Origin of the sequence: Saccharothrix sp. NRRL B-16314 (assembly GCF_000716595.1) — a bacterium.
Classification (GTDB): domain Bacteria; phylum Actinomycetota; class Actinomycetes; order Mycobacteriales; family Pseudonocardiaceae; genus Actinosynnema.
Window position 1 is genome coordinate 10,136 of record NZ_JNXC01000025.1, and the last position, 26,044, is coordinate 36,179.

The window sequence follows — 26,044 nt, forward strand, 5'->3', positions numbered from 1 at the left end:
GAATCACCTGCGGCTCCGCGGACTGTCGTGCACGAAGTCTGTGATCAGCGTCGCCCGGCCTCGGTCGATCAACTTGAACAGGTTGGTGTAGAAGGCTTCCGAGGCAGGTACACCGGCCAACCTCTTCAGCGTCGGTTGGTGACCGACCAGGACAAGCGCGCGGCGGGCCCTGGTGCAGGCCACGTTGAGTCGGTTGACGTTCTGCAGCCAACGCCCCCACGTGACGCTCAGCCGGGGAACGGATCGTGGTACTCCGCTCGTCCGGCAGAAGCTGACGATCACCAGGTCGCTCTGCTGTCCCTGGATGCGGTCGACAGAGTCCACGACCTGGAAGGCGAGCTTGGTGAAGGCGGGGTAGTGGGGATGACCCAGCAGACGCCTGACCAGGTGGGCCTGCGCTCCGTACATCGTCAACACGCTCACGGTGATGCCGCTGTCGTTGCGGTTGCGCAGCTCGCGTTCCCAATGGCGGCAGACATCAGCGACCAGCTCCGCCTCCACCTCGTTGACGAAGCTGGTGGATCCGCCCGGCCTGCTTTCAGTCGGACGGCGCGCCGCTGTGTCGAGGAACGTCAACGGTTTGGGGAAGGTTCCGCTCACCAGCGGGGTCACGCTGGCACGAACCAGTGCTTCGACGGGCGCGGTGCGGTAGTCACCGCCGTAGACGGGGTGGCGTACCAGCTCGGCCAGCTCGGCCACCATGCGGCGCTGTTCGACCAACCGCTGCCGCAAGCCGATGTCCACTCTCGTCACCGACCGCTCGAACACGCTGCTGACCAGGTGGCGGTGCATGGTCTCCAGCAGCCAACGCTCGGGCTCGCCGCCGCCGGGTGCCCGCGAGACCTGGTTGGTGTAGGGCTCTCGGTGCACCGCCTGCCACGATCCGTCGACGACCATGCGCTCGGCCTCTTCCAGCACGCTTCGTGTGCGGAACTGGTGGAGTTCCTCGTCGTCGTACCTTTTCCAGATCTCCGCCAACCGATCGACGGCCTGTCCGAGGTCCAACCGCTCGTCCCGGTCGGACAGGTGCAGGGCGGCGAGCGCGTGGAGGTGGTGCTCGTCGACCGGCTCCACGTAGGGCCGCAGCTGCTTCTCGTCACCGACTAGCACCCACCGACGTGCCTTGCGCGCAGGGATCAGGAACTCGGCGCTGGTGACCTTGCTGGCCTCGTCGACCACGAGGGTGTCGTAGTCCAGGTCCCGGAAGTAGGGATCGCCGCCGAAGCCGGTCGTGGTGCTGCACACGAGGTTGACCGCGCCGCTGAGCCCTTGTGCCAGCGCCGCCGTGGCCTGCTGTTCTCCCGCCCACGCTCCGCCGGTCCCCAGCAGGTCGAACCACCGCTGCTGGAGCTGGACCTTGGCTTCGAGCAGCGCTGCCTCACGCGTCAGCTCGGTAAGACGCGACGGCACCCCGGCAGGGTCGGCGGTGGTGGCGGCCATGCCGACCTCGGCCAGGACCACTGCAGCATCGTTCAGGTCGGTGCCTGCCTGGTCGAGACGGTCTCGTGCCGCACCCAGTGTCGCGGTGTCGTGCCGCTCCTCCGTGTCGGCCTCGACCGTGCCGCTGTCGTGCTCGGCGAGCGCGGTATCGAACTCCGTGGCCAGCACGAGGTACTCCTGACGCGCCACGCGGCTCCGCCGCCGCAACGCCTCTACGGCACGTCGTCGTCGCCCGGTCGTGCCCAGCCCGATCGTCGTCAGAAGTCGGGAGATGACACCGGTCGGCTGGGGGGACGACAGATGCCGGTCCAGGTCCCGCTCGACATCGCTGATCAGATCGGCCTGCCGCGCCACGCGCCTGCGCCGACCTGCCAGCGTCTCGAACAGTCGAACCCGTTCCCGGGCGCGGATCCGGCTCCGTGCCGTGCACTCGGACTCGATGACCCCGAGGTCGCCGCGCGCCGCGCGGTAGGCGTCGTGGGCGTTGCGCCACCGCAGCAACGCCTTGCGCCGGGCCTCGACCCGGTCCCGCTGCGCTCGCCACCGCGCCGCCCTGCCGTCCGACACGGCGTCGAGCGCGGACGACGCCATCTCGCGGAAGCCGCTCCTGGTCAGGTGACGCAGGTCGGTCGCGACCAAATCGTCGTTCCAGGACAGCCGGATGGGCAGCACGCCGGGTTCTTCGTTGAGCCGGCGCAGGACCTCGTCCAGCGCGACGTGGGTCGGCGCTGTGAGCAGGACTCGCTCGCCGCGCCTGGTCAACCTGCTCACGAGTTCGGTGATGACCTGCGTCTTGCCGGTGCCCGGCGGTCCCTGGATGAAGAAGGCGTGGGGTGCGGCCAGGGCGCCCGCCACAGCCCGCTTCTGTTCGCTGTTGAGCGGCAACCGGGGTGACTCGACCGGCGGCAGCGAGGTCGGCGCGCCTAGGTTGCCCGGGTGGCACAGCAACGTCGCCAACGTCGTCCAGTTGCCCACCACGCGTTCGTCCATGAACTCGTGCAGCGCCGCCAGATGTCGGCTGAACCGGAAGTCGTCGGTTTCGGTCACCACCACCCGGGTGCCCGGCTCCCACGTGCCGCGGCGCGGCCGTTCCAGCAACAGGACGTCATCACCGAAGTGGACCACCCTCACCGGCACCGCGCGTCCGCCCACCTCCGGAGTGAGGTTCAGCCGAACGCCCTCGGCCCACTGCAGGGCAGCCGACCGGTCCAGGACCACAGCCAACCCGCCGGCACGGGGAGCAGACCGGTCCAACACCTCGTCTGCGGCCACGACAGTGCCGGTCGCGGTGACCTTGGCACTGGACTTGGCCCGAAGCTCGACCAAGGTCATCAGCGAGCGCAGCGACCCGTACTGACGTCGGACCTCGTCGCGCAGGTCCGAGTGCCGCTCGGGGGTCAGCCGCAACTTGGTCAAAGCCGATTCGGCCTCGGCGAGGCGACGCAGCTGCAGCGCGCTCTGCTGGAGCCCTTCAAGATCGCAGTGGTTGCCCGCATACACCTCACCGAACGTGACGGTCTCCGGCACGATCCACTCGCCGACCCGTGGTTGCCTGCGTCTGAGGCGCACGGCATTGTCCAGCACGGCCAGGCGCACCGACTCGTCCCCGCGGAACTCCTCCGTGTGTACCCAGATGTCCAATCTGTCCGTGCGCAGCCGGTAGGTCGGGCGATTGTGCTTGTCCTCGTCCTTGCGGTGGAGCTGAAAACCCTCCGCCAACTCGGCAAGGACCAGTTCCTGCGTGATGCCCTGCTTGCCCAGACGCGCGTCCAAGGCGGCGGGGAACACTGTGAAGACAAGACTCGGTCGCAGCAGCGCGTCCCGCAGACCCAGCTCCGACAAAAACTGCTTGCGGAACTCGGCACGCCACACCGGCGGCACCGTCGTCGACCGACCGCCGTTGCGGTCCCTCGAGCTCATCGACCAGCCCTGATGAAGCGGAGACGGGCACGTAACTCGTCGAGGTTCTCGTCGGCGTGATGCAGAGTCCAGTACGCGCGCACGACCGACTGCGCCATGCTGTTGAGCTGCTCGGAATCGGTCTTCGACACGCTGCGATCGCCATGCGCCAGCACCGAGTCGTTGCGCACCCTCGCCAGATCGCGCAACGACCGCAGCTCGTCGACCTCCCACAGACCCGCGAGGCGGAGCAGGTCATCGTCCAAGACGCGCAGAACGACCGCGGCCGAGAACAACCCGATGAACGGTGGAAGCGAGCGTCGCTTCTGCTGCCCGTCCACGAGGTTCATGACGTCGGTCCACGAGCGCTTGAACTGCTGCTGGTCCGTAGAGATCAGGTCGTACTCGGGATCGGAGTCGTCGAAGCCGGGAAATCGGACCTTCAACCGCTCGACCAGGCACCCTTCGATCGTGCGGTAGGACAGCAATGCGGCGAAATCATGCCGGCCGATACCGCGGTAGTGATCATCGAGGATGTGGAACCCCAGCAGCAACGCCGATCTGTCGCGCCTGGCAAGCCTGCTGAGGAAGGAAAGTTGTCGTTCCAGGGAGGATGTCGTTTCCACCGACAATGATCCCCGGATAGGGCTGAGTGTGGCGTGCACCCGGTCGATGCTCGTCGGCAACGCGGACAACTCCAGTGCACACCACGCGCGGTACAACTCCGACAACGCCGCCATGAAGCGCGCCCTGCCCGGTTCGGCGAGGCGGACCGCGAGGTCCTCGAAACGCGCGTGGGCGGCTTCGAACGCGCCACCGTCGAACGAGTGCTGCGCCGCACGCATCTCCTGCTCGCCGAACAGCGACGTCGGGTTGTCCAGCAGCAGCAACCGATCCGATCCCGGCACCGCCCGGCGCAACATCGGGTCCCAGTCGCTCTCCACGTAACAGATGCGCAGGTCGAGTTGCCATGCGGCCAACGCCGCCGCCGCGCTCATGACCTTCCTGCCACCCGTGATGTCGATGTAGGCGAGGGAAGGACGGCCCACCCGTCGCGCGTGTTCCTCCAACTCGGCCGCGACGATCCGGTAGATCCCGAGCGGATCGGTCGGCACACACCGCCTGGGCAGGAAGTCCTTGTGCTGCAACTTCCCCGAACCGACGATTCGCTCCCCCAAAACGTTGATGCTCTCCTCGGCGTCCTCGGACGTGATCACCACGAGCCGACGGGGCTTGAGCAACTCGAAGGCCAGGATCGTCGTGGTGGGGGAGAAGCCGCAGAGGCTGATCAGCAGGTCGACGTCGCCGGGAGGCTGGGCGAGACTCCGGCTGGCCCGCGCGACCGACTCGCCGAGAAGGCGGTCCAGGTAGAACTCGTTCGCCTGCTCGTGTGGCCGGAGACCGTCACCGTAGGATTCCTCCCCCAGGCTGATTCGCCGCATTTGTGCGGCTAACTCATCGAAGTGCGCTTCCTCGCCCGTCACGGTAACCCCATGTGATCGACATGCCTCCTCCGGAGCTTTTGATCACTCTATAGAACCCTCCCTCCTGTGCGCTCTGGCATTCCGAAACAGCGCCAATGGACAAAACTGAGCATGCCTCTATTCGATAGGAGTAGGAATAACAGTCGGCCACCCTGCGTTCCGGCTGAACTGGAGCCAGGGCGGTACCACCTTGGACCCGGCCTGCCGGCCAGTCGGCCGCTGGACGTGAGCTTCCCCCGGTAGTCTGATCCTCACCTGGTTGTACGGACTCGGGTTACTGGATGATCACGTGTCTCAGTAGCCCGGAGGACAGCCCACGATGCCGGAGCGGTACCTACCCGAGTTCCGAAGCAAGGTCCTCGCCTTGGTCGCGTCCGACCGCCGTGTCACCCCGGGCGCGGCGGACCTCGACATCAGCGACCGGATGCCGCGGGCTCACCGACGATCCAGGCGGCTCGGACTGCTCCAATCAAGCGCATCTCCGCAGTTCTTCGTCATGACGGCGAGGGCATCTCGTCACCCCGGCGTCCATCCCCGTTCCGACGTCGAGGACCAAGCATGACGGTGCCCGACCTGCCACGCCCGACCACCCTCGCCGAGTGGATCGCCGCGACCATCCCACCGGGCATCCCGGCTCTGGACGCCGCTCCGGTCGGAAGTCCGCGCTTCCTGTTCTACGGTCGCGCTTCTACCCATGAACACCAGAACCCACGCACCTCGCGGGCATGGCATCCGCGGCCTCGGGCGGCGGCGATGTTGCGCTACATCGCCACGAACGCGAACAAGGTCGACGGCGTGGTGGTCGCCGAGTACGAGCGCGCCTTTCTCGACAGCACCAGCCAGGTGCGGGAGCTGCGGGCGGTGCTTGAGCGGTACGGGGTGCAGTTGTGGCTGCCTGCCGGAGGCGGAGGGGCCTGTGGACTTCGGCAACCCCGCGCACGAAGCGCTGCTGGCGTTACTGGCGAAGCGCTCGCTCCCGGAGGTGCTGCGGTCCCAGCACCGAGTCGTCACTGCCATGCGCTTGCAGACCGTCGAGCAGGGACGTCACCTCGGCGGCAGGCCGCCCTACGCTACCGGCTTGTAGACGTCGGCCCGCACCCGAATCGGGCGTTGGCGCGGCGCGGGGTGCGGCAGCAGCGGCTTGTGCCGAACCCGGCCACCTCACTCATCGTGAAGCGGCTCTTCACCTTACGTCTGGCCGGGCACAGTGCCGCGGGCATCGCCCACCGCCGCAACGAGCAGGTCGTGCCCAGCCCATCGAGCGCGGACGCGGAACGTGACCGGCGTCGAGTCGATGCGGGTTGGCCGCTGCGTACAGTGATGGTGATCCTGGGCAATCCGCGCTACACCGGTCGTCAGGTGTGGCACCGCACCAGCGCCGACCGCGCTCCCTGCCGGCTTGGATGGTCTGATCGCCCCACCCGCTGGCCGAGCTGGCGTCGAACCCAGCGTCCGCAACGAGCAGCATGCATGGCGCGACTTCACCGCTACCGCGCCGAACCGGCTGTGGCCGGCAGACATCACCGAACACCGCACCGTTGAGGGAAGTTGCACCTCTGCACGGTCAAGGATGTCTGGTCCAACCGGATCGTGGGCTGCTCCATCGACTCCCGGATGAAGTCCCGCCTGGCCTTCGCCGTGCTCACCAACGCCCTCGCCCGCCGCGACGAGGCCGCCGGCTGCGTGGTGCACACCGACCGCGGATCGCAATTTCGATCCAAAAATTCGTCCGGGCGCTCGCTCGTAACGGCCTGACCGGCTCGATGGGTCGGGTCGGCGCCGCGGGCGACAACGCCGCCATGGAGAGCTTCTTCGCGTTGCTGCAGAACGATGTCCCCGACCAGCGTACCTGGTCCACCCGAGACGAACTCCGGACCGCGATCGTCACCTGGATCGAACGCACCTACCACCGCCGCAGACGCCATGCCGCCCTCGGCTGGTTGACCCCCGTCGAATACGAAGCGATCATGAGTACGCCAGCCGTCCAGGCTGCGTGACCACCACCGTCACCTACTCCTGCAGCAGACCCCCTTTTGTGTCGGTCGGGCTGACAAGGGCGTCGAGTTGTCGGCGGACCCGATTGGCTTCCTTTATACGTTGCTGCGCCTGATAGAGCCTCAGTGCCTCTTGCCACACCGCACGGGCTTGGCCATGCTGTCCGAGGGCCGCATAGGGGTGGCCGAGTGCGTCGTAGGTGTTGGCTTCCTCGTACGCATCGCCGATGCCGACCCGGATCATGAGGGCTTGTCGGTAATTGTGTATCGCGTCCTCGTGGCGACCGGTGTGGTGGTCGATGTAGCCGAGGCTGTCGAGCACGAACGCCTCGCCCGAGCGTTCACCATGCTGTCGGTGCAGGGTCAGCGCGGTCCAGCAGTGCTCGCGGGCCTTCCCGTAATCGCCGAGTCGGGCCGCGGACCAGCCGAGGTTGTTGAGCAGGTGCGCCTCCATCACCGGGTCGTCGAGGACGTGGGCGAACTCCAGGGCGCGATGGGAATACTCCAGTGCCTGTCGGTCGTCCCCGCGTTGCTCCCACAGCCGTGACAGGGAGTTGTGGATGTTCGGCAGGTGGGCGACGAGGCCGGCGCGTTCAGCGATTGCGAGGGCGTGGTGCAGGAGGTCAAGCGCCTCGTCGTCGCGGCCCATGTCGGCCAGCGCCTGGGCGAGGAATCGGGTGGCCATGGCCTCGGCGGCAGGGTCCGGGAGCCGACGTGCGGCGGTCAGACCAGTCTGCCACGCGGCGACCTGGTCATGGCGGTGCGCGCGCCGGTAGTGGAAGGTGTTCAGCATCCACGCCAGTTGCCACACCGCGTCGAACCGGCCGTGCGCTACGGCCGTCTGCTGGGCGGCGAGCAGGCAGGCGTGTTCGGTGTCGAACCACGCCAGGGCAGCAGCGTCGTCCGAGAGCACCAGAGGGTGGCAGTCCGGCACCGGAGGGTCGATTCGGATGGGGCGAAGGTGCGGGTCCAGCAACTGTTGGCCGGTGAACGCGGTGTGCAGGTAGTGGTCGACGACCCGGCGCAGCGCCGCCCGCTTCTCAGTATCGGCGAGCCGCTGGGCGGTGTCGGCTGCGTAGCGGCGGATTAGGTCGTGCATTCGGTAGTGTCCGTACGAGTCATGGACGATCAGCGACGCCTGCTCTAGCCGTCTCAACTCTGTTCTGATCTGCCCTGGGGGCAGCCCGGTGAGGCCTGCGGCGGCGGGAAGGCTGATGTCCGGGCCCGGCGCGATCCCCAGCAACGCGAAGACCCGTGCCTGCTCGGCGGTGAGCGCGTCGTGGGACCAGGAGAGCACCGTCGGCAAGCTGGCCGCAGGGTCGCCTTCGTGCAGCGCGTCCAAGCCCTGGTCGCGCAGTTCGGCAGCCATCGTGGTCAATGACGTGCGAGGGTGGAAGTGTGCGCGGGCGGCGACAATGCTCAACGCCAACGGGAACCCGCCGCACAGGCTGCTCAGGTCATCTACGGCGGCGGGTTCGGCGTTGATCCGATCGGTGCCGAGGCGGTCGACGAGCAAGGCGCGGGCATCATCGTCGAGCAGCGCGTCCAACGGCAGATGCCGTGCTCCGTGCCCTGTGATCAGGCCGGGGAGTCGATTGCGGCTGGTCACCACCACCGTGCAGGTGGCGCTACCGGGTAGCAGGGCGGTGACCTGCGCGGTGGTGGCGGCGTTGTCAAGCACCACCAGCATCCGCCGCCCGGCGGCCAGGCTGCGAAACAGCGCCGCTTGGGCGTGCGGGTCAACGGGAATCCGGTCGGGATCGACGCCGAGAGCCTCGAGGAACCCGCGCACCGCCACCACCGGGTCCATCGGGGCACCTTCAAGACTGAAGCCGCGTAGGTCGACGAACAGTTGCCCGTCGGGGAAGCGGTCGACGTTGCGGTGGGCCCAGTGCAGCGCCAGCCATGTTTTGCCGATGCCGCCTGCACCGGCAAGGGCGGAGATGACCACCGTGGCGGCTTGGCTCGAGGAGTTCAGTGCGGTGTCGAGTCGATCGAGTTCGTCACGGCGGCCGACGAACGGCGCAGGCGGAGCGGGTAATTGGCGGGGCACAACCACCGGACGCGGTGCCTCGACGGGAGGGAGGGTCAGGGCTGGGTCGGCGGTGAGGACGCACTGGTGTAATTGTTGCAAATCGGGGCAGGGGTCGGTGCCCAGTTCCTCAGCCAGCCGCTGCCGGGTGCGCTGGTAGTGCTTCAGCGCATCGGTCTGCCGGCCGGACCGGTACAGGGCAAGCATCAGCTGCCCGGCCAGACGCTCGTCCAACGGCTCCTCGGCCGCTCGTGTGGGCAACTCGGGCAGTAGGTCGCCGTGCAGGCCGCAGTCCAACGCCCAGTCGATCCGGTCAGCCTGGGCGGCGGCCCGCTCCCGGTGCAGGTGCTCACGCGCCGACTGCGCCCACGGGGTGTCCAGTTCTGCCAGCGGCTCGCCGCGCCACAGGGCCAGCGCGTCGTCCGCCAGCGCCAGGGCGCGCCGCGGGTCGTCGCTGTCGCGGGCTTCTGCGAGCAGGCGGCGGAAGCGGTGCAGGTCCACGGCGTCGGGGTGGACGGTCAACGAGTAGCCGGTGTCACGCCACGTGATCGCGATCCCGGTCGAAGTCAGTGCCCGGCGGAGGTTGGACAGGTAGGTTCGCAGCACCGATCGCGCCCGGGCCGGCGCGTGCTCGCCCCAGACCCGGTCGATCAGCCGATCCGGCGGCACCACCCGGTCGACCTCGATCGACAGCACCGCCAGCACCGCCTTCTGCCGGGCGTGCCCGACCGGCACCGACGCGCCATCCACGCGGACTTCCAGATTGCCCAGCACACCGACCGCGACATCCGGCGGTGCACCCTGCTCACTCTCCCCCGTCATCGCTCCTGTTTACCGAACGTGACCAGGCGATTCAACGCAGATTGGGCGGACTCTGAACCCGATGTTGCGACAGTGGGTGTACGGCCGGCCCGGCGAGGGCGGTCGGAGGTCGAGCCGCGACCGGCGAACAACGTCCGCGGTGCTCGACGACGGGAACCGGAGGGTCGCCGAGCGCCCGCAAGATCACCGCTGGATTCTGCACGGCACTTGGAGAGAAGCCGGAGAGATCATTGATCATCCGCGACGACGGACGAGCGATCGACGAAGAAGACATCACCACGTTCACGCTGGTGTCGGTCGATGGTTCCACGGAACTGGCCATAGCGTTGCCGGGCGCGTTCGTCGACGATCTCCGTGAGCACCTGTCAGCAGGGGGTTCCGCGTCCCGCAAGGCACCGCCCGCTCGACGCTGGCCGAGATCATCGTGGCCACGGCCGAGAACCCCGCCGCGTGGACGGCCGTCGGAGGAACGGTCGTGGCCTTCCTCCGCAGGCACCGCGGGAAGGTGCACCGCTTCGAGGTCGAGGGCGAATCGGTGTCCATCGAAGGGTATTCGGCCGGCGAAGCGGAGCGACTGGCAGCAGTACTCGCCAGGTCGGGCCGAAAACGCCACGACGACCCGGACCCCGGGGGAATGACCCTCGGACGTCGGTAGTCCCGTCGATCCCCTGTCGCCCCGCATGGAGGAGCAGTGCCGCACGCCCTCGTGGTCGGTATTGACCAATACGCCGCAAAACGGATTCCCTCGCTCAACTGCGCCGTCAACGACGCAGAAGAGGTTTCCCAACGACTGAAATCCGCGGGTTTCGAGGTCGCCACGCTCACCAACCAGGCCGCCACGCGCCGGGACATCCACTGGGAGCTCGAGGTCGGCCTCAACGAGCGGGTCAGGGACGCGGACGAGCCCGTGTTGATCTACTGGTCCGGGCACGGCATGTCCGACCTGCGTGAAAGCGCGGACAGCGACCGCGGCTGGTCGACGTTCCTGCTTCCCCACGACGCGGACATCGACCAGCCGCTGGCCTCCGCCTTCCCGGTCCAACAGGTGTGGGCCCTGTTGAACCGGATCAAGACACGTCGACTGCTCGTCATGCTGGACACCTGCTTCAGCGGCGCCTTCGCCGGTGACAGCCGTGGCTTCTCCATCGGTGCGAAAGGCGGTGCGGTCGACGCGACGGACGATTTCCTGCGCATGGAGGGCCACGGTCGCGTCGTGATCTCCGCGTGCGGCCCGAACGAGGTGGCCCGCGAGAACGACCGGCGGGGGCACGGCCACTTCACCACGGCGGTGCTCACCGCGCTGGACCGCGGCCTCGACCACGGCGAACGGCGGGCCGGCGTCACCACGCTGATGTCCGAGATCCGCGACCTGGTACGCCGCGAGACCAGGGACAGCCAGACACCGTCGCTACACGTGGCCGCCCAGGGCACGGATTGGAGCATCCCGTTGCCGGCCCCCGGCCGGTACCAGCCACCCATGCCCAGTTGGGCGTTCGTCGGCACGTCCGGAGGTGTCGGCAAGACGACGCTGGCGATGATGACGGCCGAGCTGCTGGCCGAGTCCGGCAACACCGTCCTGTACCTCGACGCCGACATCGCCCAGCACGGCGGCACGAGCGAGTGGTGCCAGCGGGCCAAGGTCGACATCGGGTCGGTCCGCACCTTCGCCGACCACGTGTCGGCGTTCTCCAAGGAACCGACCCGCACGCAGCAACGTCACCTCAACGACAAGTTGCTGGACGTGACGCCGGAGTACCTGAAGAGGTTCGACTGCGGGAAGATCCTCCTGCTGCCCGCCGCGCGGACCAGCGACAAGCTGTTCGTGTTCAACCTCGTGGCCGAGATCAAGGACCGCCGCTCCAACGCGGTGTGCAGGCAGATCCTCGACGCGGCGTTCGACCGGGGCATCCGCCAGGGCGCGAGCTGCGTCGTCATCGACTGCGGCGCCCAGTTCGACCCGCTCGTCGTCAACGCCATCACCGCCGCGCACCACCCCTTCGTCGTGGCCGCCGCCAGGGCCGGGGCGAAGGACTCGCGGGAAACCATCCTGAGCAACTGCACCCAGACCGTCGACGACTTCAACCGGATGGGCGTCGAGACCGTGGTCAACCGGGTGCCCAGCAGGGAAGCACTGGTGCGTCACTGGGGAGACCCGGGCTACGGCAAGAGCTTCCACTGGCTGCCGTTCGACCGCAAACTGTTCCAGGACTGGGAAGAAGGACGCCCGAACTTCGAGCTCGGCTACGACGACCTGAGCCACGCCTGGCACGAAATCCTCGTCGCATCCGACCGGAACGGCTGCGACGGCCTGCACCGGGAGTTACTGCCCAGCGAGTGGGACCGGTTCAGCAAGTGGTCGTTGTGGCTCGTCAACAACCCCGGTTGGGCCGAGATCATGCGGGATTCCCTGAGTCGCATGATCCGCCGTTCCTACGTCGTCGCGGCCGTATACCTGGCGGTGCTGGCCACCGGCCTCACCAGCATGCTCATGCACACCCTGGCCGACAAGCCCGAAGAGGACCCCTCGTTCCTCCCGCAGTGGCTCGCGATCACCCTGGTGGCAGTCTTCGGTCTCGGCCTGTTCGGCAACATCGTCGGCAGGTTGCTGTGGCGCCGCCGGCGCAAAGTACTCCACGATGTGATCAAGCACAGCGTCTCGGCGGACGAACTCAAGAAGTGGTTCGACGTCCCCCTCGCCGAGGGACCCTGGTGGAAAGTCTGGCAATCCAGCCGCCGCGCGGCCATCGAGTGGCTGCACAAGCAGGTGACGGCGGCACGCGAGGATCAGTTGCCCACCAGCGAAGCGTTTGGGGTGTCGGGGTGAGAGGCCTGGTCTTCACCTGCTCCTATACGACAGCGAAGGACGTGGAGGCCACATCTCCATGCGGTCGCCGAGCCACCGGGCGCGGGGAGGCGAGGTGTCTCGGGCACCGGATTGTCAAATGGCTCGTCGCCGCATATGGCGGAGCCGACCCTGGCCGCGCCAAATCGATATACGGGTTTTTCTTCGCCGTGATATTCATCGCGATGTCCGCCTCGGGCGTCCAGTCGGCAATGGACGTACTCGCAGGGGACAAGAGTGTCGATGCCGCCGTCAAGGTGCTTCTCAACTTCTTCCAGGCAGGCTTTGCCGGAGGCCTCGTCCTGAGCTTGACGTTGGAGCACCCACTCGGCGGCAAATTATGGCTCGTGTTTGCACCTGCGTTGTCCACGACTCTCGCTTTGACGGGAGCAAGCCTTCTGCCCGGAGCCGGTCCGCCTGACGCTTCGTGGCTGTCGGACATGCTGACCGCGCTCGCCGAGTTCGTGATCTCACTGGCAATCCTAGCCGGATGGCTGATCTTCCTTCTGGAGGAGATCGGGAAGTATCGCTGGGCGACTGCGCTGATCGTTCTTTGCGAGGGCCTTGCCGTCCTTATTGTCTTGAGCGGCGCGGTTCTGGCGGTTGTCTCCGGCGGGGCGAAGAGCGATTTGCTGGTGATGTCCGCAGTTCTCATCTGCCTTGCCGTCGCGGTTCGCGGCGTGACACGCCTCAAGAAACTTGCCAAGATTCTCCGCGTTTGACATGGCGGACGGCGACCGTTTCGGGCAGACCCCGGCCGACAACCTCGTCCAGGCATACGACTGCGCTGGGCGTTCTTGCTGCGGCCACGAACCCGAGCTTGCCGATTCCCTGTCGCTGTCGCCCGACCTCAGCCCTCTCCACCCGGATCGAGCACATGCGCAGGTGCCGCAGGCCCGCTCGCAGTCCTTCGGTTGGTCCGTACGTGCGCCGTGGTCGTTCATGCGGCTGGTCATGGCGGTTCCTCCCCCAGGTGGACGTGACGTGTCGAACACCGACCCGTGCGCGTGCAGCTTCGACCTCCGGCACGGCGAACCCCAGGGTCGGAGGTCCCACCGGGGCAGGTGCCGGCGCCTGCCCCGGATCCCGGCCGGCGCGGGTCGAAGGTCCCTGTACCGCCGCACCGCCGGGGGAACGCTGGAGGTCAAGGAAGAGAAGTCCGTCATGACCACCGCGCTCGACACGATCACGACCGGCCTGAACCTCGTCGAAGACCGGTGTGACCGGTGCGGTGCGCGTGCGCGGGTGCCCGTTGTGCCGCAGGACGGGGAGTTGACGTTCTGCGACCACCACGAACGCCGTCACCGAGCCGTGCTGGGGCGCGTCGCCGTGCGGATCGAGCACCACGTCGACACCCGCGACGGCTGACCACCGGCACCAGAGGAGGAGAACCCCATGCGAGAGACCAAGCAGTGGCGCGTCGACATCACCGCCGCGATCGCCGGAACCCTCATGATGCCGCTCATGTGGGCCGCCGAATGGCCGCTCGCCCAGTTCACCTCGGCCGGCGAGCCGAGCATGTCCACCAACCCCATCGTCGACTACCACATCATCTACGCCGTCGCCCTCATCACCGTCGCCCTCGCTGGAGCCGGCGCCACCTGGGGCCTCGGCCGCTGGTAGGCGACCCTGCCGGTGGTCCGCGACCACGCTTTGCTGCTGTGACGGTGACGGTGACGCGAACAGGAGCGGGCGCGCGGATCGCCCGCTCCTACGCGTCCGGGTGGAGAAGACGGCATCGTGATCGGGACGAAGGGGGTCGTCGTCGGCGTTGACGCCTCGCTGGCAGGGACCGCTGCACTGGAGTGGGCCGTGCGGCACGCCGGGACGGCAAGGTTCCGGCCGTGTCGGTCTGCCGGATGTGCCCCGAAGTGTGCGGTGGTGACGACGCGTTGCGCGCCGCGCAGCGGCGGGTGATACGTGAGGCCGTAGTGGACGGTGAGCCCGGCCCGACGCTCGTGGACCTGGCCTAGGACGCCGACGTGCTGGTACTGGGCGGCCACCGCTACCACCGGGCAGGCGTGGCGCCGGTCGTGTCGTGCTGCGTGCGCTACGCGAAGTGCCGGGTCGTGGTGGTGGTGCCCGTCGAAAGGCGCGGCGACGTCCCGGGGTTCGTCCATCCGCGGTTGCGGAGCACGTCCGGTGACTTGGTCACCGTCCACTCAGGACGAAGACCGTTTGCCCTCGACGTGGCGTGGGTGCTCCGCAAGCTGGTGACAGCCACGACCGTCGAGACTGCCGCGGGGCCGGCCGGGCTCGACAAGCACGAAGCGGTCCAGCCACTGTCAACGAGTCGTGACCGGTCTGCCTTGCGGCGGGTTCGCGGTCGGGGTGCCCGACCAGCGGGTGATCAGGGGGCCGGCGGTGGCGAGGACGAGCACGTAAGCGGTGACCAGCGGGCCCAGTTCCGGCTGCACGACGCCAGCCAGGCCCACGATGACGATGGAGAACTCGCCGCGGGCGATGAGGGCGGTGCCCGCGCGCAGCCGGCCCCGTCGTGCGACGTCGTCACGGCGGGCCGCGTACCAGCCGGTGGCGACCTTGCCCGCGGCGCCGACCGCGGCCAAGCCCAGTGCGGCCGGGAGGCTCGGCAGCAGGTCGGCGAGGCTGACGGCCAGGCCGATGGCGAGGAAGAACGCCGCCGCGAACAGGTCGCGCAACGGGCCCAGCACCCGACGGGTGCGCTCGGCCGCCTCGCCGGTGAGCGTCAGGCCGACCAGGAACGCGCCCACCGCGGCGGAGACGTTGACGAACTCCGCCAGTGCCGCGACCACCAGGGTGGTGCCGAGTACCCGCAGCATGAGCTGCTCGGCGTCGGGGTGGGCCAGCCACCGGTTGACGTGGTGGCCGAGGCGGTGCGCCAGCACGAACGCGCCGACCACGGCCAGGACCGCGACCAGGACGCCCAACGTCGCCTGCCACCACGTCCCTCCCGCCACGAGCACGGCCAGCACGGGCAGGTAGACGGCCATGGCGAAGTCCTCCATGACCAGTACCGCCAGCACGGACGGGGTCTCGCGGTTGCCCAGCCTGCGCAGGTCGCCGAGCAGACGGGCGATGATGCCCGAGGACGACACCCACGTCGCACCCGCCAGCGCGACGATCCCCACGAGGTCGAAGCCGAGCAGCCACCCGGCGAGCGCGCCGGGCCCCGCGCCGAGCACCAGGTCCACTCCGGCGGATGGCACGTGGCGGCGCAGGCTGTGGGTCAACTCGGCGGTGGAGAACTCCAACCCCAGCGTGAGCAGCAGCAGCACGACACCGATCGAGGCGCCCGTCGAGACGAACTCTTCGGCCGCGGGCACCGGCGCGACACCGCCTTCGCCGAGAGCCAAGCCCGCCACCAGGTACAGCGGGATCGCGGGCAGGCCGAACCGGCGGGCGGCCGTGCCGAGCGCGCTGAGCGCGACCAGGATGAAGCCCAGTTCCAGCAACAGTGCCAGCGACGTGTGCACGCGGTTCAGCCTTCGATGATCCGGCGGACGTCCTCAATAGCCTCGGCCGAGCCGATCACGACCAGCACGTCACCCGGGCGCAGCACCTCGGACGGCAGGGGCGAGGCGAGGACGTCCTCACCGCGCACGATCGCGACCACCGACGCGCCGGTCCGGGTGCGTGCCCGGGTGGACCCCAGCGGCCGGTCGGCGTGTGGTGAGCCGGCAGGCACGTCCACCCGGCCGGAGATCAGCCCGGGCACCTCCCTGGACAGGTCGGCGAACCGCTCGGCGATGCGCGGGGCACCGAGAATCTCGGCCACCGCGTCGGCTTCCTCCCTGGTCAACCGCAACAGCGGCCTGCCCTGGTCCGGGTCCTCCTGCGAGTAGGAGACCAGCTCGAACCCGCCCTCGCGGCGGGCGATCACGCCGATCCGCTCGCCGTCGGCGTTGGTGAACTCGTAGCGCAACCCCACACCGGGCAACAGCACCTCGTTGACGTCCATCGGACCATGATGACGCGCGTAGCGTGTGGCACAGGGCGCACCCGGTAACAGCGGCAGTGGTGGCCGAGAGGACCCGGACGACCAGCGCAGCGGCTGTCGACGGTGAGCGCGCCACACCCGCGGGCACGGCGAGCACGAGTAGGCGGCGGCCGATGGCAGCCGGCACGTCCAGTCCGTGTCCTCGGGACCCCTGCGGCCACGTGCCGCACCGGCGGTACCGGCCGAGTCCCAGGTCCCGACCGACGTGACCCCATGATCCCTGGCCGCCGAGACGGTCTCGCCGAGTGTTGTGGTCGAGAAACCCCTCCCCCACAACGAGGAGTCGCGGGCGATGGTGCGCAGCAGGTCGCGTCGGATCACGACCCCGACCAGGCGGTCGCCGGCCACGACGGGCGCTACCCAGTGACCTCGGCCCTGAACGGTTCCACCGGCCCCGCAGCCCGTCGCCGCCGGGTCAGGTTCGGCTGCGGGCCGGAAGGGAACGCGCCCACTCGGCCGCTCGGGCGGGTTCGCCGACGACGAGTGGGCCGAGCGTGCCACCGACGTGGAAGGATGTCGGCCGGCCCGGCACGGTGCAGTGCAGGGCGCGCAGGCGTTTGGCGATGGCCTTGGCGGCCGAGCCGGGCAGCCAGCCGGCCTTGACCCTGGTGTCGAAGGCGTGAGCGGTGACGTGGTGGCCGATGGGCGCCAGGGTGTCCAGCCACTCGCGCACGCCGCGGCCGGTGGACACCAGCGCGCCGGTCGCCTGGTCGGCGGCGGACTTGCGGGTGGCGGGCCGGCTGAGGCTGAACGCGTGCGTGGGCGCGCCGACGACCAGCACTTCGACGTCGTCGGGCAGCACGTCGGGAGCGTCGGAGACCTCCACGACCTCGGCGGCCAGCGCCTCCCCGATCGCCTCGGCGACGGCTCTGGTGTTGCCGAACATGGATTCGTAGACAACGAGTGACCTGGCCATGACTGACCACCTTCCTGTCACCTTCCACGGTGCGCCCCCGCCCGGTGGCCCCACAGCGTCGAACGGTCCTGTGCGCACCGGGACCTTCACCGCAGCCGCCCTGGACCGACGGCTCTGCCTCCCCCTCCACCTACGGGAGGACGCTCGAAGCAGATGGAGTTCGAGGAGGAAGCCATGAAGGCTCTCGTTTATCGCGGTCCCGGCCGGAGGGCCTGGGAGGACGTGCCGGACCCGGAACTGGTCGACCCGACCGACGCGATCGTGCGGATCACCGCGGCGACGATCTGCGGCACGGACCTGCACATCCTCAAGGGCGACGTGCCGGAGGTGGAGCCCGGTCGGATCCTGGGCCACGAGGGCGTGGGCGTGGTGGAGCGGGTCGGTGCGGCGGTCACCGGGATCGAGCCGGGTGACCGGGTGCTGCTGTCGTGCATCAGTGCGTGCGGGCGCTGCTCGTACTGCCGCGCAGGTGTGTACGGGCAGTGCTTGGGCGGTGGTGGCTGGGTCCTCGGCCACACGGTGGACGGCACGCACGCGGAGTACGTGAGGGTGCCGTTCGCGGACACCTCCACCTACCTGCTGCCCGACGGCGTCACCGACGCCGCCGCGGTGATGTTGTCGGACATCCTGCCCACCGCATTCGAGGTCGGCGTGCTCAACGGCAAGGTCGAGCCGGGGCAGACGGTCGTCATCGTGGGCGCCGGACCGATCGGTCTGGCCGCGATCGAGACCGCTCGCCTGTACAGCCCCGGCCACGTCGTGGCGGTGGACGTGGCCGAGTCGCGCCTGGAGGCGGCCAAGCTGTTCGGCGCGGACATCACCGTCAACGCGGCCGACGACGTCGAGCGGGTGGTCGCGGAGCTGACCGGCGGTATGGGCGCTGACCTAGCGGTCGAGGCGGTGGGTGTGCCGGAGACCTTCGAGCTGTGCGCGCGGCTGGTCCGCCCCGGCGGGCGGGTCGCGAACGTCGGCGTGCACGGCAAGCCCGTGACGCTGCACCTGGAGCAGCTGTGGATTCGCAACGTCACCATCACCACCGGCCTGGTGGACACGGTGACCACGCCCACGCTGCTGACGATGCTGGCGAACGGCCGGCTCGACGCCGAGCGGTTCGCCACCCACCACTTCGCGCTGGACGAGATGGACCTCGCGTACGACGTGTTCGCACGGGCCGGCGAGACCGGCGCGCTGAAGGTGGTGCTGGCGCGATGACCTCGGTGGAGGAGCGCCTCGACGAGTGGACCGGGTTCCGCGGCGATCACTGGCGGCACGACATCGACGTGCGGGGTTCATCCAGGGACATGGCCGGTCTGTTCGCCGAGAAACGCAGGCGCGGCATCCTGACGTGGACGTGCACACGCCGTCCACCATCACCTCCCACCGTCCCGGCTACCTCGACCGGGCGCAGGAGCTGATCGTCGGGTTGCAGACCGAGACGCCGCTCAAGCGGGCCATCATGCTCAACGGTGGACTGCGGATGGTGGAGACGAACATGGCGGCTTACGGCTACGAGCTCGACCCCGCAGTCGAACGGTCTTCACCAAGTACCGCAAGACGCACAACGACGGCGTGTTCGACGCCTCCACCGAGCAGATCAAGCGCGCCCGTCGTACGGGCGTCATCACCGGCCTGCCGGATGCCTACGGGCGCGGTCGGATCATCGGTGACTACAGGCGCGTGACGCTGTACGGCGTGAACCGGCTGGTCGAAGTCAAACGCACCTAGGTCGTGGTGCCGACAGAGGTCGAGACCGTGACCAGCCGGTTCTGGCCGTCATAGCCGAACGACGAGCCGCCTGAGGGCCCGGTGGCGGCGATGATGTTGCCGCGGTCGTCGTAGCCGTAGGCGTTCATCCCGCTGGCAGCGCTGGCCGAGGTCATCCTGCCCGTCAGGTCGTAGCCGAATGCCCGGTCCGGTGTCGCCACCGACGCGCCCGACCCGGTCTGCTGCACCAGGTTGCCCAGCGAGTCGTAAGTGTTGGTGATGCTCACGCCGCCCGGCTTGGTGAGTGCCGAAACACGACCGGCCGCGTCAGCGAAGGTGATCCGCCGCGCTGGTAGACCGGCAGGCAGGTCCAGCGCGTCTTCCCGGCGCGAGCGAGGGGTGGTCCTCGTCCTGGTGTTGGTGTACGTCCTGGTGTGCACAGGTAGGTAACGGGAGTACGTGCACAGCGGCGGCCCGGTAGTGGTGTAGGCCAGGTGTAGGCCGACGTCGAGTTCGGCCGTAGCGGCAAGCCTGAGTGCACCGCGCAGTCCGCACGGCGTGACCGGATGTCGGCCGGGTCGGCGGGGATTACGCGGGCGGTGCGGTGTCGGCGATCGAGGTGTCGGTCAACGTGACGTGGCTCGGGTGAGCCCTTCTCTCAGCAGTCCGAGGTGGGGCATGGACGCCGGGCCGCCGCGTCGGTGAGCAGTCGCAGAGCGCCGTCGCGGCCCTCGCCGGACGGCATGCCTGCCGGCTTGGCGCCGATGTCGGCCCCGCCGTACTCGATCAACAGCGTCAGGTTCGCGTCGACGGCCCGGATCCGGGTGTAGCTCTCGACACCGTTGGGGCGCTGCATGATGTCGCCGTCATCGAGGCCAAGCGCCGTGATGTCCGGCACCCGGGCCTGCGGGTCCGACGCGAGCCAGTCCCGGGCGAGGTCGGTGCCCGACTGACCGTCGCCCGCGTGGTGGCGCATAGCCGTGACCAGGACATAGCGGTAGGCGGGCGTGCCCGGAGTGTCCGGCGCAAACTCGTCGTACGGCGCAATCGGCACGCTGTCGGACCCGCCGAACTGGTGGTGGCACGTGGTCTTGTCGACCCGGTCGGTCAACTCTCGGCCCGACTGTTGACGCAGACGCGACGCCGTCTCAGCGAGGCCGCCGGCGAGCGCCGCGATCGTCACCGGGTCCACGAGATCACACGCCTCGACGAGCACGCCGTACTCGCCGTCGTCGGCCTGCTCACCACCTGCCGACGAACAGGCCGAGACACCAGTTGCCAACAACAGGGCGACGACTCCCAGTCTCACCATGCCGGAAACCCTAGCGGTGCCTGAACCACGTCATGCCCACGGTGTATCCGGCGTTCCCGCGCCGCGCCAGACCCCGGTCCGGCCCGTCCGCCGGGCACGGACGTTCGCGGAGCAGGTGGCGGGACCGACCAACCCGCACACCCGGTACACGCCGCCGCTGCGCGATGCGTTGGCCTCGGTCGCCGCAGTGATGGCGGCCCGCCTGGGTGCCCGGCTGACGGCCTGGACCCTCACGTCTCAAGTGGACATTACAGAAGGCGGCGCGCACGGCGTCATCCTCCAACGCCGGCGGTGAGCCCCCTCGGCCACGAAGACCGTGTGTGGGGGCTCCGCGCACACCTCGTCCACACCGGACACGACCGCCACGACCTCGGGGGCGTCACCATGGCGATGACGAGCCGGCGGAGAACACCGGCAGGTGACCCTCATGGATCCGGCCGGACCTCGATGCGCACGAGGTCTGCCGCCTTCTCGGCCCGCCGCAGGGCCTCGGTCGGGCTGTCCGCGGTCGCCATCACCAGGCCCGAGCGGTCCCACGAGCTGCGCAGCCCGGTGAACCGGTGCCCGGCCCCGACCTGGATGTCCACCAGGAACACGCCTTCGACCTCGCGAGCCTGCTCGACGCCCAGCACGGCGTCGATCACACCGGGCTCCATCGGAACGAACCGGACGGCCGCCCCGCGCGCGGCGCGGCGCGGAGGCTCGGGGGGCGACTCGCCGCGCATCACGGTGAAGTACGCGCGGAGCAAGTCCATCGGGTAGGCCCGGTGGATGATCTCCAGGATGCCGTCCCCCGGAATCCTGCCCGCGCACTCGACCAGGTGTGGCACGCCGTCGGCGACGATCCACTCGCAGTGCACGATGCCGTCGGCGAACCCGACCGCCTCGACCACCCGGCGGGTCTGCTCCCCCAGCTCCCCGGCGAGATCGTCGGGGATGTCGGCGGGCACGACGTGGGCCAGCTCCACCGGCCGCGGACCCGGGTAGAGCTGCTTGCCCGTGACGTTGACGAACAACGGCCGTCCGCCGCGGACAAGCATCTCGACGCTGTACTCGGGCCCGGACACGTACCGTTCGACCAGCATGCGCAGTTCCATCGGCCGGTCGGGGACGAAGATGCCCTCGTCCTGCTCGGCACAACTCGCCCAGGCCCCGCCTGCCTCGGCGGGGTCGTGGATGATCTGCGTCCCCACCGAGGCCTGCCGGTTCACCGGTTTGAGCACCACCGGGCCGGGGTGGGCGCGCATGAACGTCAGCACGTCCTCGGCGCAGGACACCGCGGTGCTCTCCGGGTTGCGCACTCCGGCAGCCGCGCTGACCTTCCGCAGCAGGGCCTTGTCCCGCAGGATCTGCGCGGCGCCGAGGCTCGCGCCCGGCAGACCGTAGCGCTCGGCGAGCCGGGCGGCGAACGGGGTGGCGTACTCGATCAGCGGGACCACCGCGACCGGGTTCAGGTCGCGGTGGGTCGCGTAGAAGGTGTCGGCCGCGCCCAGCGCGGCGTACTCCCACTCGATCAGCTCCCGGACCAGGGCGGTCTCGGCCAGTCGCCGGTGAAGGGACCGCTTGCGGATGACATCCGGCTCCTCGAGCAGGATGACCGAGCCGTCGGGTTCGGTCTCGCCCAGCGCGGCGAGCACCGGGGTCACGAACCCGACGACCAGTACCGGCCGCTCAGTCATCTGCCTGTCCGCTGTCCGGGCCGGACTTGGTCTTGGGCTTGGACTCGGTCTTGGGCTTGTCCACGATGCCGAGCATGAACCGCATGGATGGCTTGGCGCCGACCAGGTGCGCGCCGACCGTCTGGGTCACCCGGTCCCGCGCGGTCGGGTGCATGGCCATCGTCGTCGTGTCGCGCAGCCACCGGTTCATGGGGTCGCCCGAGCGGATCGCGGCGGTGCCGAGCAGGTCGCAGAGCCGCATCACGACCCGCTTGGCCATCTGGAAGGCCTGCCACCCGGTCAGGGCGGGGGCGACCCGCTCGTCGGGGGTGAGGTCGTCCAGGGTGCCGATGCCGTCCGCGGTGACCTCCCACTGCCGCTCCAGCGCCCGGTACACCCCGGCGCGGGTGGTGCTGTAGTCGGCCTCGCACTCGGCCAGCGTGATCTGGATGTGTTCGTTGTCCTTCCAGGCGAGGCCGCTCATCCGCCACGGCGAGCCCTTGAGCATGTCGACCCGCTCGATGGCGAGCCCGCGCACGTAGTCCAGCGCGGCCCGCGCCGTGCCGAGCGGGACGCCGCACATGCTGCGCTGGATCACGTCCGGCTGCACCAGTGGCCCGTTGGGGACTTTCGGGTTGTCGAAGGTCAGGGTGTGGTTCTCCGGCACGAACACGTCGGTGATCGTGTAGTCGGAGCTGCCGCTGCCGCACAGGCCGAGGGTGTGCCAGTTGTCGATGGGCTCGATCTGCTCGCCCGGCACCATGAACAGCCTCGACTCGTGCGGGTTGCTGCCGTCCGGGCTGGCGTAGGGCTCGCCGTTCTCGAACACCATCGCCCCGGAGGCCACCCAGTCGGCATGGGTCGAGCCGCTGCCGAAGGACCACCGGCCGGTGAGCCGGTAACCGCCGGGCACCCGCTCCGCGTGCCCGGTGACCGGGAGCACGCCCGCGGAGTGCATGTCGATGCTGGGGAACATCCTGCGCGCCTCGTCCTGGTCGAGGAAGTTGGCGTGCAGCCCGATGTCCGAGCCCAGCTTGGCGCACCAGCCCACGGACGCGTCGCCGTAGGCGAGTGCCTCGATCACCTCGGTCTGCTCCATCGAGGTCATCTCAGGACCGCCCCAGGCCCGGCTGAAGCCGATCCGGAACACGCCTGCGTCGCGCAGCATCTGCACCACGTCCGCGGGCAGGCTCCGGTTCGCTTCGATCTCCGCGGCCCGCGCACGCAGGACCGGCGCGAGCGCCTTGGCGTTGGCGAGGATCTGCGCGCCCGTCATCGGCGTGTCGGTGCGGGTCGGCTCTGTCATGGTCATTCGATGACTCCCTCTTGTTCGTCGACGTCGAGCAGGCCCGCAGGCATCTCGAACGCGGTTCCGGGTGCCGGCGGGTCCACCGGATCGGCGTCGATGCGCACCATGTCGGCGGCCTCGTCCAGTCGCGTCGCGCAGGTCTCGCGGTCGTCGGCCTCGCACACCACGAACGAGTGCCGGGCCAGATAGCCCCCGGGGGGCAGCCTCAGGGTGGTACCCGGGTCGATCATCGGCGACGCGAGGACCAGTCCAGGAGCCTCGGCCGGGACGCTGACACCGTGGACGAGGCAGTCGTGGTCGGGGTATCCGAACCGGATGCCCGCGACCGCGTTCCGGGTGGGGGTGATCGTGGGACGGTGCCCGGTGGCGACGGAGAACAGGACCTCACCGGGGTCGATGCCGGTCGCGGTCCGGCCGAGGAACGGGATCAGGTCGCCGCCGAGCCTGCCGTTCACCTCGATGATCAGCGGGCCCCGCTCGGTCAGTCGGACCTCGGAGTGGGTGATGCCGTCTTCGACGCCGAGTGCGCGGTGCGCCCGCGCCAGGACGTCCATCAGCTCGGCGTCACGCAGCAGCGGGTCGTCCGCGTCGACGATGTGCCCGGTCTCCTCGAAGTACGGCTGGTCGCCGGTCTGCTTGCGGGCCACGAACATCGGCAGGTACTCGCCCTTGTGCACGGCCGCATCGATGCTGATCTCCTCGCCGCCGGCGTAGCCCTCCACGATCGCGCCCCCGCCGTAGCGACTCCGGTCGACCGTGGCCGCGCCCATGGCGACACCGAACGCGGCATCCAGTTCGGACTCGTCGGCCGCGAACACCACCCCGATGCTGGCGCCCATAGCCCTTGGCTTGAGCACGAGCGGATAGCCGATCCGGGCAGCCGCGGCACGCGCTTCGTCGAGGTTGGTGGTCAGGGCGTAACCCGGTTGCGGCAGTCCTTCCGCGGTCAGCACGGCCCGGGTCCGGCTCTTGTCGCGGCAGCCCCGGACACCGTCCACGCCGAGGCCGGGGACGCCCAGCTCGGCGGCGAGTTCGCCCGCGGCGAGCACGACCGGCTCGTCCCAGCACATCAGGCCGACGATCCGGTGCTCCCGGGCGACCTCCCGGGCCGCGGCGCGCATCTCGTCCGGGTCGAACACGTCCGTGTGGATGATCCGGTCGAAGTACGCGTGCTGCCAGGTGGGCTTGAGGTTGTTCAGCAGCACCATGCCGAGCCCGGCCGTCCGGGCGCATCGGTGGATGGACGCGACCAGGTACTCGCGGTACAGCCGCAGCCCGCTCCCGATGACCAGCAGCACACCATCGGATTCCCTCATCGGCGCTCTCCCAAGGTTTCCGGCTGAAACTCCGACTCGGTGTCAACCGTCGTCCCGGACTCCGGCACGGGCGCGGGATCCGGTGTGGACGAAGGCTGCCGGAGGCCGTAGATGTGCATCGTGCCCGCGATGACGGACAGCAGCGCACACATGGTCCAGAAGGCCGAACCGCCGTGCTCGCTCCAGATGTAGAGCCCCAGCACCGGGCCGATCGTCGCGGCCAGGCCGGACAGGGTCTCCTTCGTCGCGATGTAGCGACTCCGGAGCTCGACCGGGAACGTGGCCGGGTGGGCGGCCGTGCTCGGCCCGTGGATCATGAGCCCGGAGACGGTCAGGAGTGCGCCCGCGATCACGAAGAACGAGTGGGTCGAGAGCAGCCCGTAGCACACGAACCCGAGCCCGGTGACCAGGTTTCCGAACAGGCCCGCCAGGTACTTCGGAATCCGGACGATGTAGGTGGTGATCTTGAGTTCGCAGGTGATCAGGACGACCGAGGACGTCACCAGCACCGTGCTGTACAAGCTGACCGGGTAGTCGGCGGCGACGATGTTCAGCGGCAGCACGGCGACCGACCCGGCGTAGACGATCATGCCGAACATGCCTGCCACGAGGTAGCACAAGAACCTGGTGTCCCGCACCAGTGTCCCGTAGACCGCACGGGCGGTCATGGTGGGCACGGCCGTGCCGCCGGGTTCGGTGCGGTGCGCGGTCGCGGTCGGCTTCGGCAGCCGCATGAACGCGAGCAGTGCCCAGAGTGCGGCGGTGCCGCCGTCCAGCCAGAACAGCAGGTCCCAGTCGATCTGGATGAGCACGGCCGCCAGCAGCGGGGCGACGGCGGCGCCGATGTTCAGCGCGATGCGCATCATCGAGAAGCCCATGACCTTGTGCTGCTCCGGCATGAACTCGGCGAGCAGCACGGCGGCGGCGGGCCGGTAGGCCTGGATCGACAGCCCGGACAGCGCGACCACCGCGAGCAGCACCGCGGGCGTTTCCGCGGCCATCGGGACCGATGCGACGAGCGGTGCCGCGCACGTCATGGCCGCCACGATCGTGGCCCGGCCGCCGAAGCGGTGGGCCAGCTCGCCGCCGAGCATGGCACCGAAGATCGACCCGACGCTGTAGGCGGCGAGACTGATCCCGGCGAAGGCGACCGAGCTGCCCCGGAAGGTCAGGTACAGGATCAGGAAGGTCTGGATGAATGCGCCCACCTGGTTGATGAGCATGCCGCCGAGCAGGTAGCGGACCGGGGCCGGTGTCTGCCGCAGCACCGCGAGAACGCCCGTCGGCTTGTCTCCGGTCACGCCGTCACATCCGTCCGCGGTCGGACGCCGATCTGT

Annotated in this window: 20 protein-coding genes and 4 pseudogenes; 11 read left to right on the forward strand and 13 right to left on the reverse strand. The window is 69.1% G+C overall.

Going from position 1 to position 26,044, the window contains the following annotated elements:
• Positions 1-3: 3 nt before the first annotated feature.
• Positions 4-3,360 (reverse strand): DEAD/DEAH box helicase, encoded by a 3,357-nt coding sequence (locus OQ02_RS29055; protein ID WP_033441818.1) that lies wholly within the window; start codon positions 3,358-3,360, stop codon positions 4-6.
• Entirely contained in the window at positions 3,357-4,823 is a 1,467-nt protein-coding gene (locus tag OQ02_RS29060) for a TIGR02710 family CRISPR-associated CARF protein (RefSeq protein ID WP_033441819.1), read from the reverse strand. Before OQ02_RS29060 ends, OQ02_RS29055 begins: the two co-directional genes overlap by 4 nt.
• Positions 4,824-5,576: 753 nt before the next feature.
• Here OQ02_RS29060 and OQ02_RS46165 point away from each other — a divergent pair.
• Together OQ02_RS46165 and OQ02_RS46170 are read left to right on the forward strand one after the other, a co-directional pair.
• A pseudogene (locus tag OQ02_RS46165) lies at positions 5,577-6,188 on the forward strand (recombinase family protein); the annotation flags it as partial.
• A gap of 109 nt (positions 6,189-6,297) precedes the next feature.
• Positions 6,298-6,820 (forward strand): annotated as a pseudogene (locus OQ02_RS46170) (IS3 family transposase); the annotation flags it as partial.
• A gap of 13 nt (positions 6,821-6,833) precedes the next feature.
• Here OQ02_RS46170 and OQ02_RS29075 read toward each other — a convergent pair.
• Entirely contained in the window at positions 6,834-9,671 is a 2,838-nt protein-coding gene (locus OQ02_RS29075) for an AfsR/SARP family transcriptional regulator (RefSeq protein ID WP_051772920.1), read from the reverse strand.
• A 227-nt stretch (positions 9,672-9,898) separates the two neighbouring features.
• Positions 9,899-10,033, reverse strand: a complete 135-nt coding sequence (locus OQ02_RS46795; protein WP_269321651.1) for a hypothetical protein — start codon at positions 10,031-10,033, stop codon at positions 9,899-9,901.
• 47 nt (positions 10,034-10,080) lie between these two features.
• Between OQ02_RS46795 and OQ02_RS47255 the strand changes: the two genes are divergently transcribed.
• From OQ02_RS47255 to OQ02_RS46800, 6 genes and pseudogenes are all read left to right on the forward strand, one after another.
• Complete coding sequence (locus OQ02_RS47255) at positions 10,081-10,326, forward strand: hypothetical protein (RefSeq protein ID WP_442973687.1); 246 nt, start codon at positions 10,081-10,083, stop codon at positions 10,324-10,326.
• A 36-nt stretch (positions 10,327-10,362) separates the two neighbouring features.
• The gene (locus tag OQ02_RS29080) at positions 10,363-12,495 is read left to right on the forward strand and encodes a caspase family protein (RefSeq protein WP_033441820.1); all 2,133 of its coding nucleotides are present in this window, start codon (positions 10,363-10,365) and stop codon (positions 12,493-12,495) included.
• Positions 12,492-13,235 carry a hypothetical protein gene (locus OQ02_RS29085; RefSeq protein ID WP_156077368.1) on the forward strand — a complete coding sequence of 248 codons (744 nt, stop codon included), beginning with the start codon at positions 12,492-12,494 and terminating at the stop codon, positions 13,233-13,235. Before OQ02_RS29080 ends, OQ02_RS29085 begins: the two co-directional genes overlap by 4 nt.
• Before the next feature lie 442 nt (positions 13,236-13,677).
• Positions 13,678-13,881: a DUF7455 domain-containing protein gene (locus OQ02_RS29090; RefSeq protein ID WP_051772937.1), complete on the forward strand. Its 204-nt coding sequence runs from the start codon at positions 13,678-13,680 to the stop codon at positions 13,879-13,881.
• Between the two features lie 63 nt (positions 13,882-13,944).
• Positions 13,945-14,136, forward strand: a pseudogene (locus OQ02_RS29095) (hypothetical protein); the annotation flags it as partial.
• Positions 14,137-14,357: 221 nt separating this feature from the next.
• Positions 14,358-14,486 (forward strand): hypothetical protein, encoded by a 129-nt coding sequence (locus OQ02_RS46800; RefSeq protein ID WP_269321652.1) that lies wholly within the window; start codon positions 14,358-14,360, stop codon positions 14,484-14,486.
• Between the two features lie 312 nt (positions 14,487-14,798).
• Here the strand turns inward: OQ02_RS46800 and OQ02_RS29100 are convergent, their stop codons facing one another.
• From OQ02_RS29100 to OQ02_RS29110, 3 genes are all read right to left on the reverse strand, one after another.
• Positions 14,799-15,968, reverse strand: coding sequence for a cation:proton antiporter (locus OQ02_RS29100; RefSeq protein ID WP_051772921.1), 1,170 nt, complete (start codon positions 15,966-15,968; stop codon positions 14,799-14,801).
• A 5-nt stretch (positions 15,969-15,973) separates the two neighbouring features.
• Positions 15,974-16,453: a cation:proton antiporter regulatory subunit gene (locus OQ02_RS29105; protein WP_033441822.1), complete on the reverse strand. Its 480-nt coding sequence runs from the start codon at positions 16,451-16,453 to the stop codon at positions 15,974-15,976.
• 454 nt (positions 16,454-16,907) lie between these two features.
• A complete protein-coding gene (locus OQ02_RS29110; protein WP_033441823.1) occupies positions 16,908-17,408 on the reverse strand; it encodes a flavodoxin family protein in 501 nt (166 codons plus the stop codon).
• Between the two features lie 174 nt (positions 17,409-17,582).
• Between OQ02_RS29110 and OQ02_RS29115 the strand changes: the two genes are divergently transcribed.
• Complete coding sequence (locus OQ02_RS29115) at positions 17,583-18,620, forward strand: zinc-dependent alcohol dehydrogenase family protein (protein ID WP_033441875.1); 1,038 nt, start codon at positions 17,583-17,585, stop codon at positions 18,618-18,620.
• A gap of 139 nt (positions 18,621-18,759) precedes the next feature.
• Positions 18,760-19,133: pseudogene (locus OQ02_RS45100) on the forward strand (pyruvate formate lyase family protein).
• Here the strand turns inward: OQ02_RS45100 and OQ02_RS47260 are convergent.
• Positions 19,130-19,399, reverse strand: coding sequence for a hypothetical protein (locus OQ02_RS47260; protein ID WP_033441824.1), 270 nt, complete (start codon positions 19,397-19,399; stop codon positions 19,130-19,132). The pseudogene OQ02_RS45100 and the gene OQ02_RS47260 overlap by 4 nt on opposite strands.
• Positions 19,400-19,770: 371 nt before the next feature.
• Complete coding sequence (locus tag OQ02_RS29125; protein WP_156077369.1) at positions 19,771-20,421, reverse strand: hypothetical protein; 651 nt, start codon at positions 20,419-20,421, stop codon at positions 19,771-19,773.
• Positions 20,422-20,539: 118 nt separating this feature from the next.
• Between OQ02_RS29125 and OQ02_RS44210 the strand changes: the two genes are divergently transcribed.
• A complete protein-coding gene (locus OQ02_RS44210) occupies positions 20,540-20,719 on the forward strand; it encodes a hypothetical protein (RefSeq protein ID WP_156077370.1) in 180 nt (59 codons plus the stop codon).
• Positions 20,720-20,849: 130 nt separating this feature from the next.
• On the opposite strand, the gene OQ02_RS29130 is transcribed toward OQ02_RS44210, so the two are convergent.
• The 4 genes from OQ02_RS29130 to OQ02_RS29145 are packed head-to-tail and all read right to left on the reverse strand — an operon-like array spanning position 20,850 to position 26,008.
• Positions 20,850-22,103: an ATP-grasp domain-containing protein gene (locus OQ02_RS29130; protein WP_033441826.1), complete on the reverse strand. Its 1,254-nt coding sequence runs from the start codon at positions 22,101-22,103 to the stop codon at positions 20,850-20,852.
• The gene (locus OQ02_RS29135; RefSeq protein ID WP_051772922.1) at positions 22,096-23,394 is read right to left on the reverse strand and encodes an acyl-CoA dehydrogenase family protein; all 1,299 of its coding nucleotides are present in this window, start codon (positions 23,392-23,394) and stop codon (positions 22,096-22,098) included. The genes OQ02_RS29130 and OQ02_RS29135 overlap by 8 nt, the downstream gene beginning before the upstream one ends.
• On the reverse strand, positions 23,391-24,707 hold the full coding sequence (locus OQ02_RS29140) for an ATP-grasp domain-containing protein (protein ID WP_033441827.1): 1,317 nt from the start codon (positions 24,705-24,707) through the stop codon (positions 23,391-23,393). Before OQ02_RS29140 ends, OQ02_RS29135 begins: the two co-directional genes overlap by 4 nt.
• The gene (locus tag OQ02_RS29145) at positions 24,704-26,008 is read right to left on the reverse strand and encodes an MFS transporter (protein ID WP_231500282.1); all 1,305 of its coding nucleotides are present in this window, start codon (positions 26,006-26,008) and stop codon (positions 24,704-24,706) included. Before OQ02_RS29145 ends, OQ02_RS29140 begins: the two co-directional genes overlap by 4 nt.
• Positions 26,009-26,044: the final 36 nt, after the last annotated feature.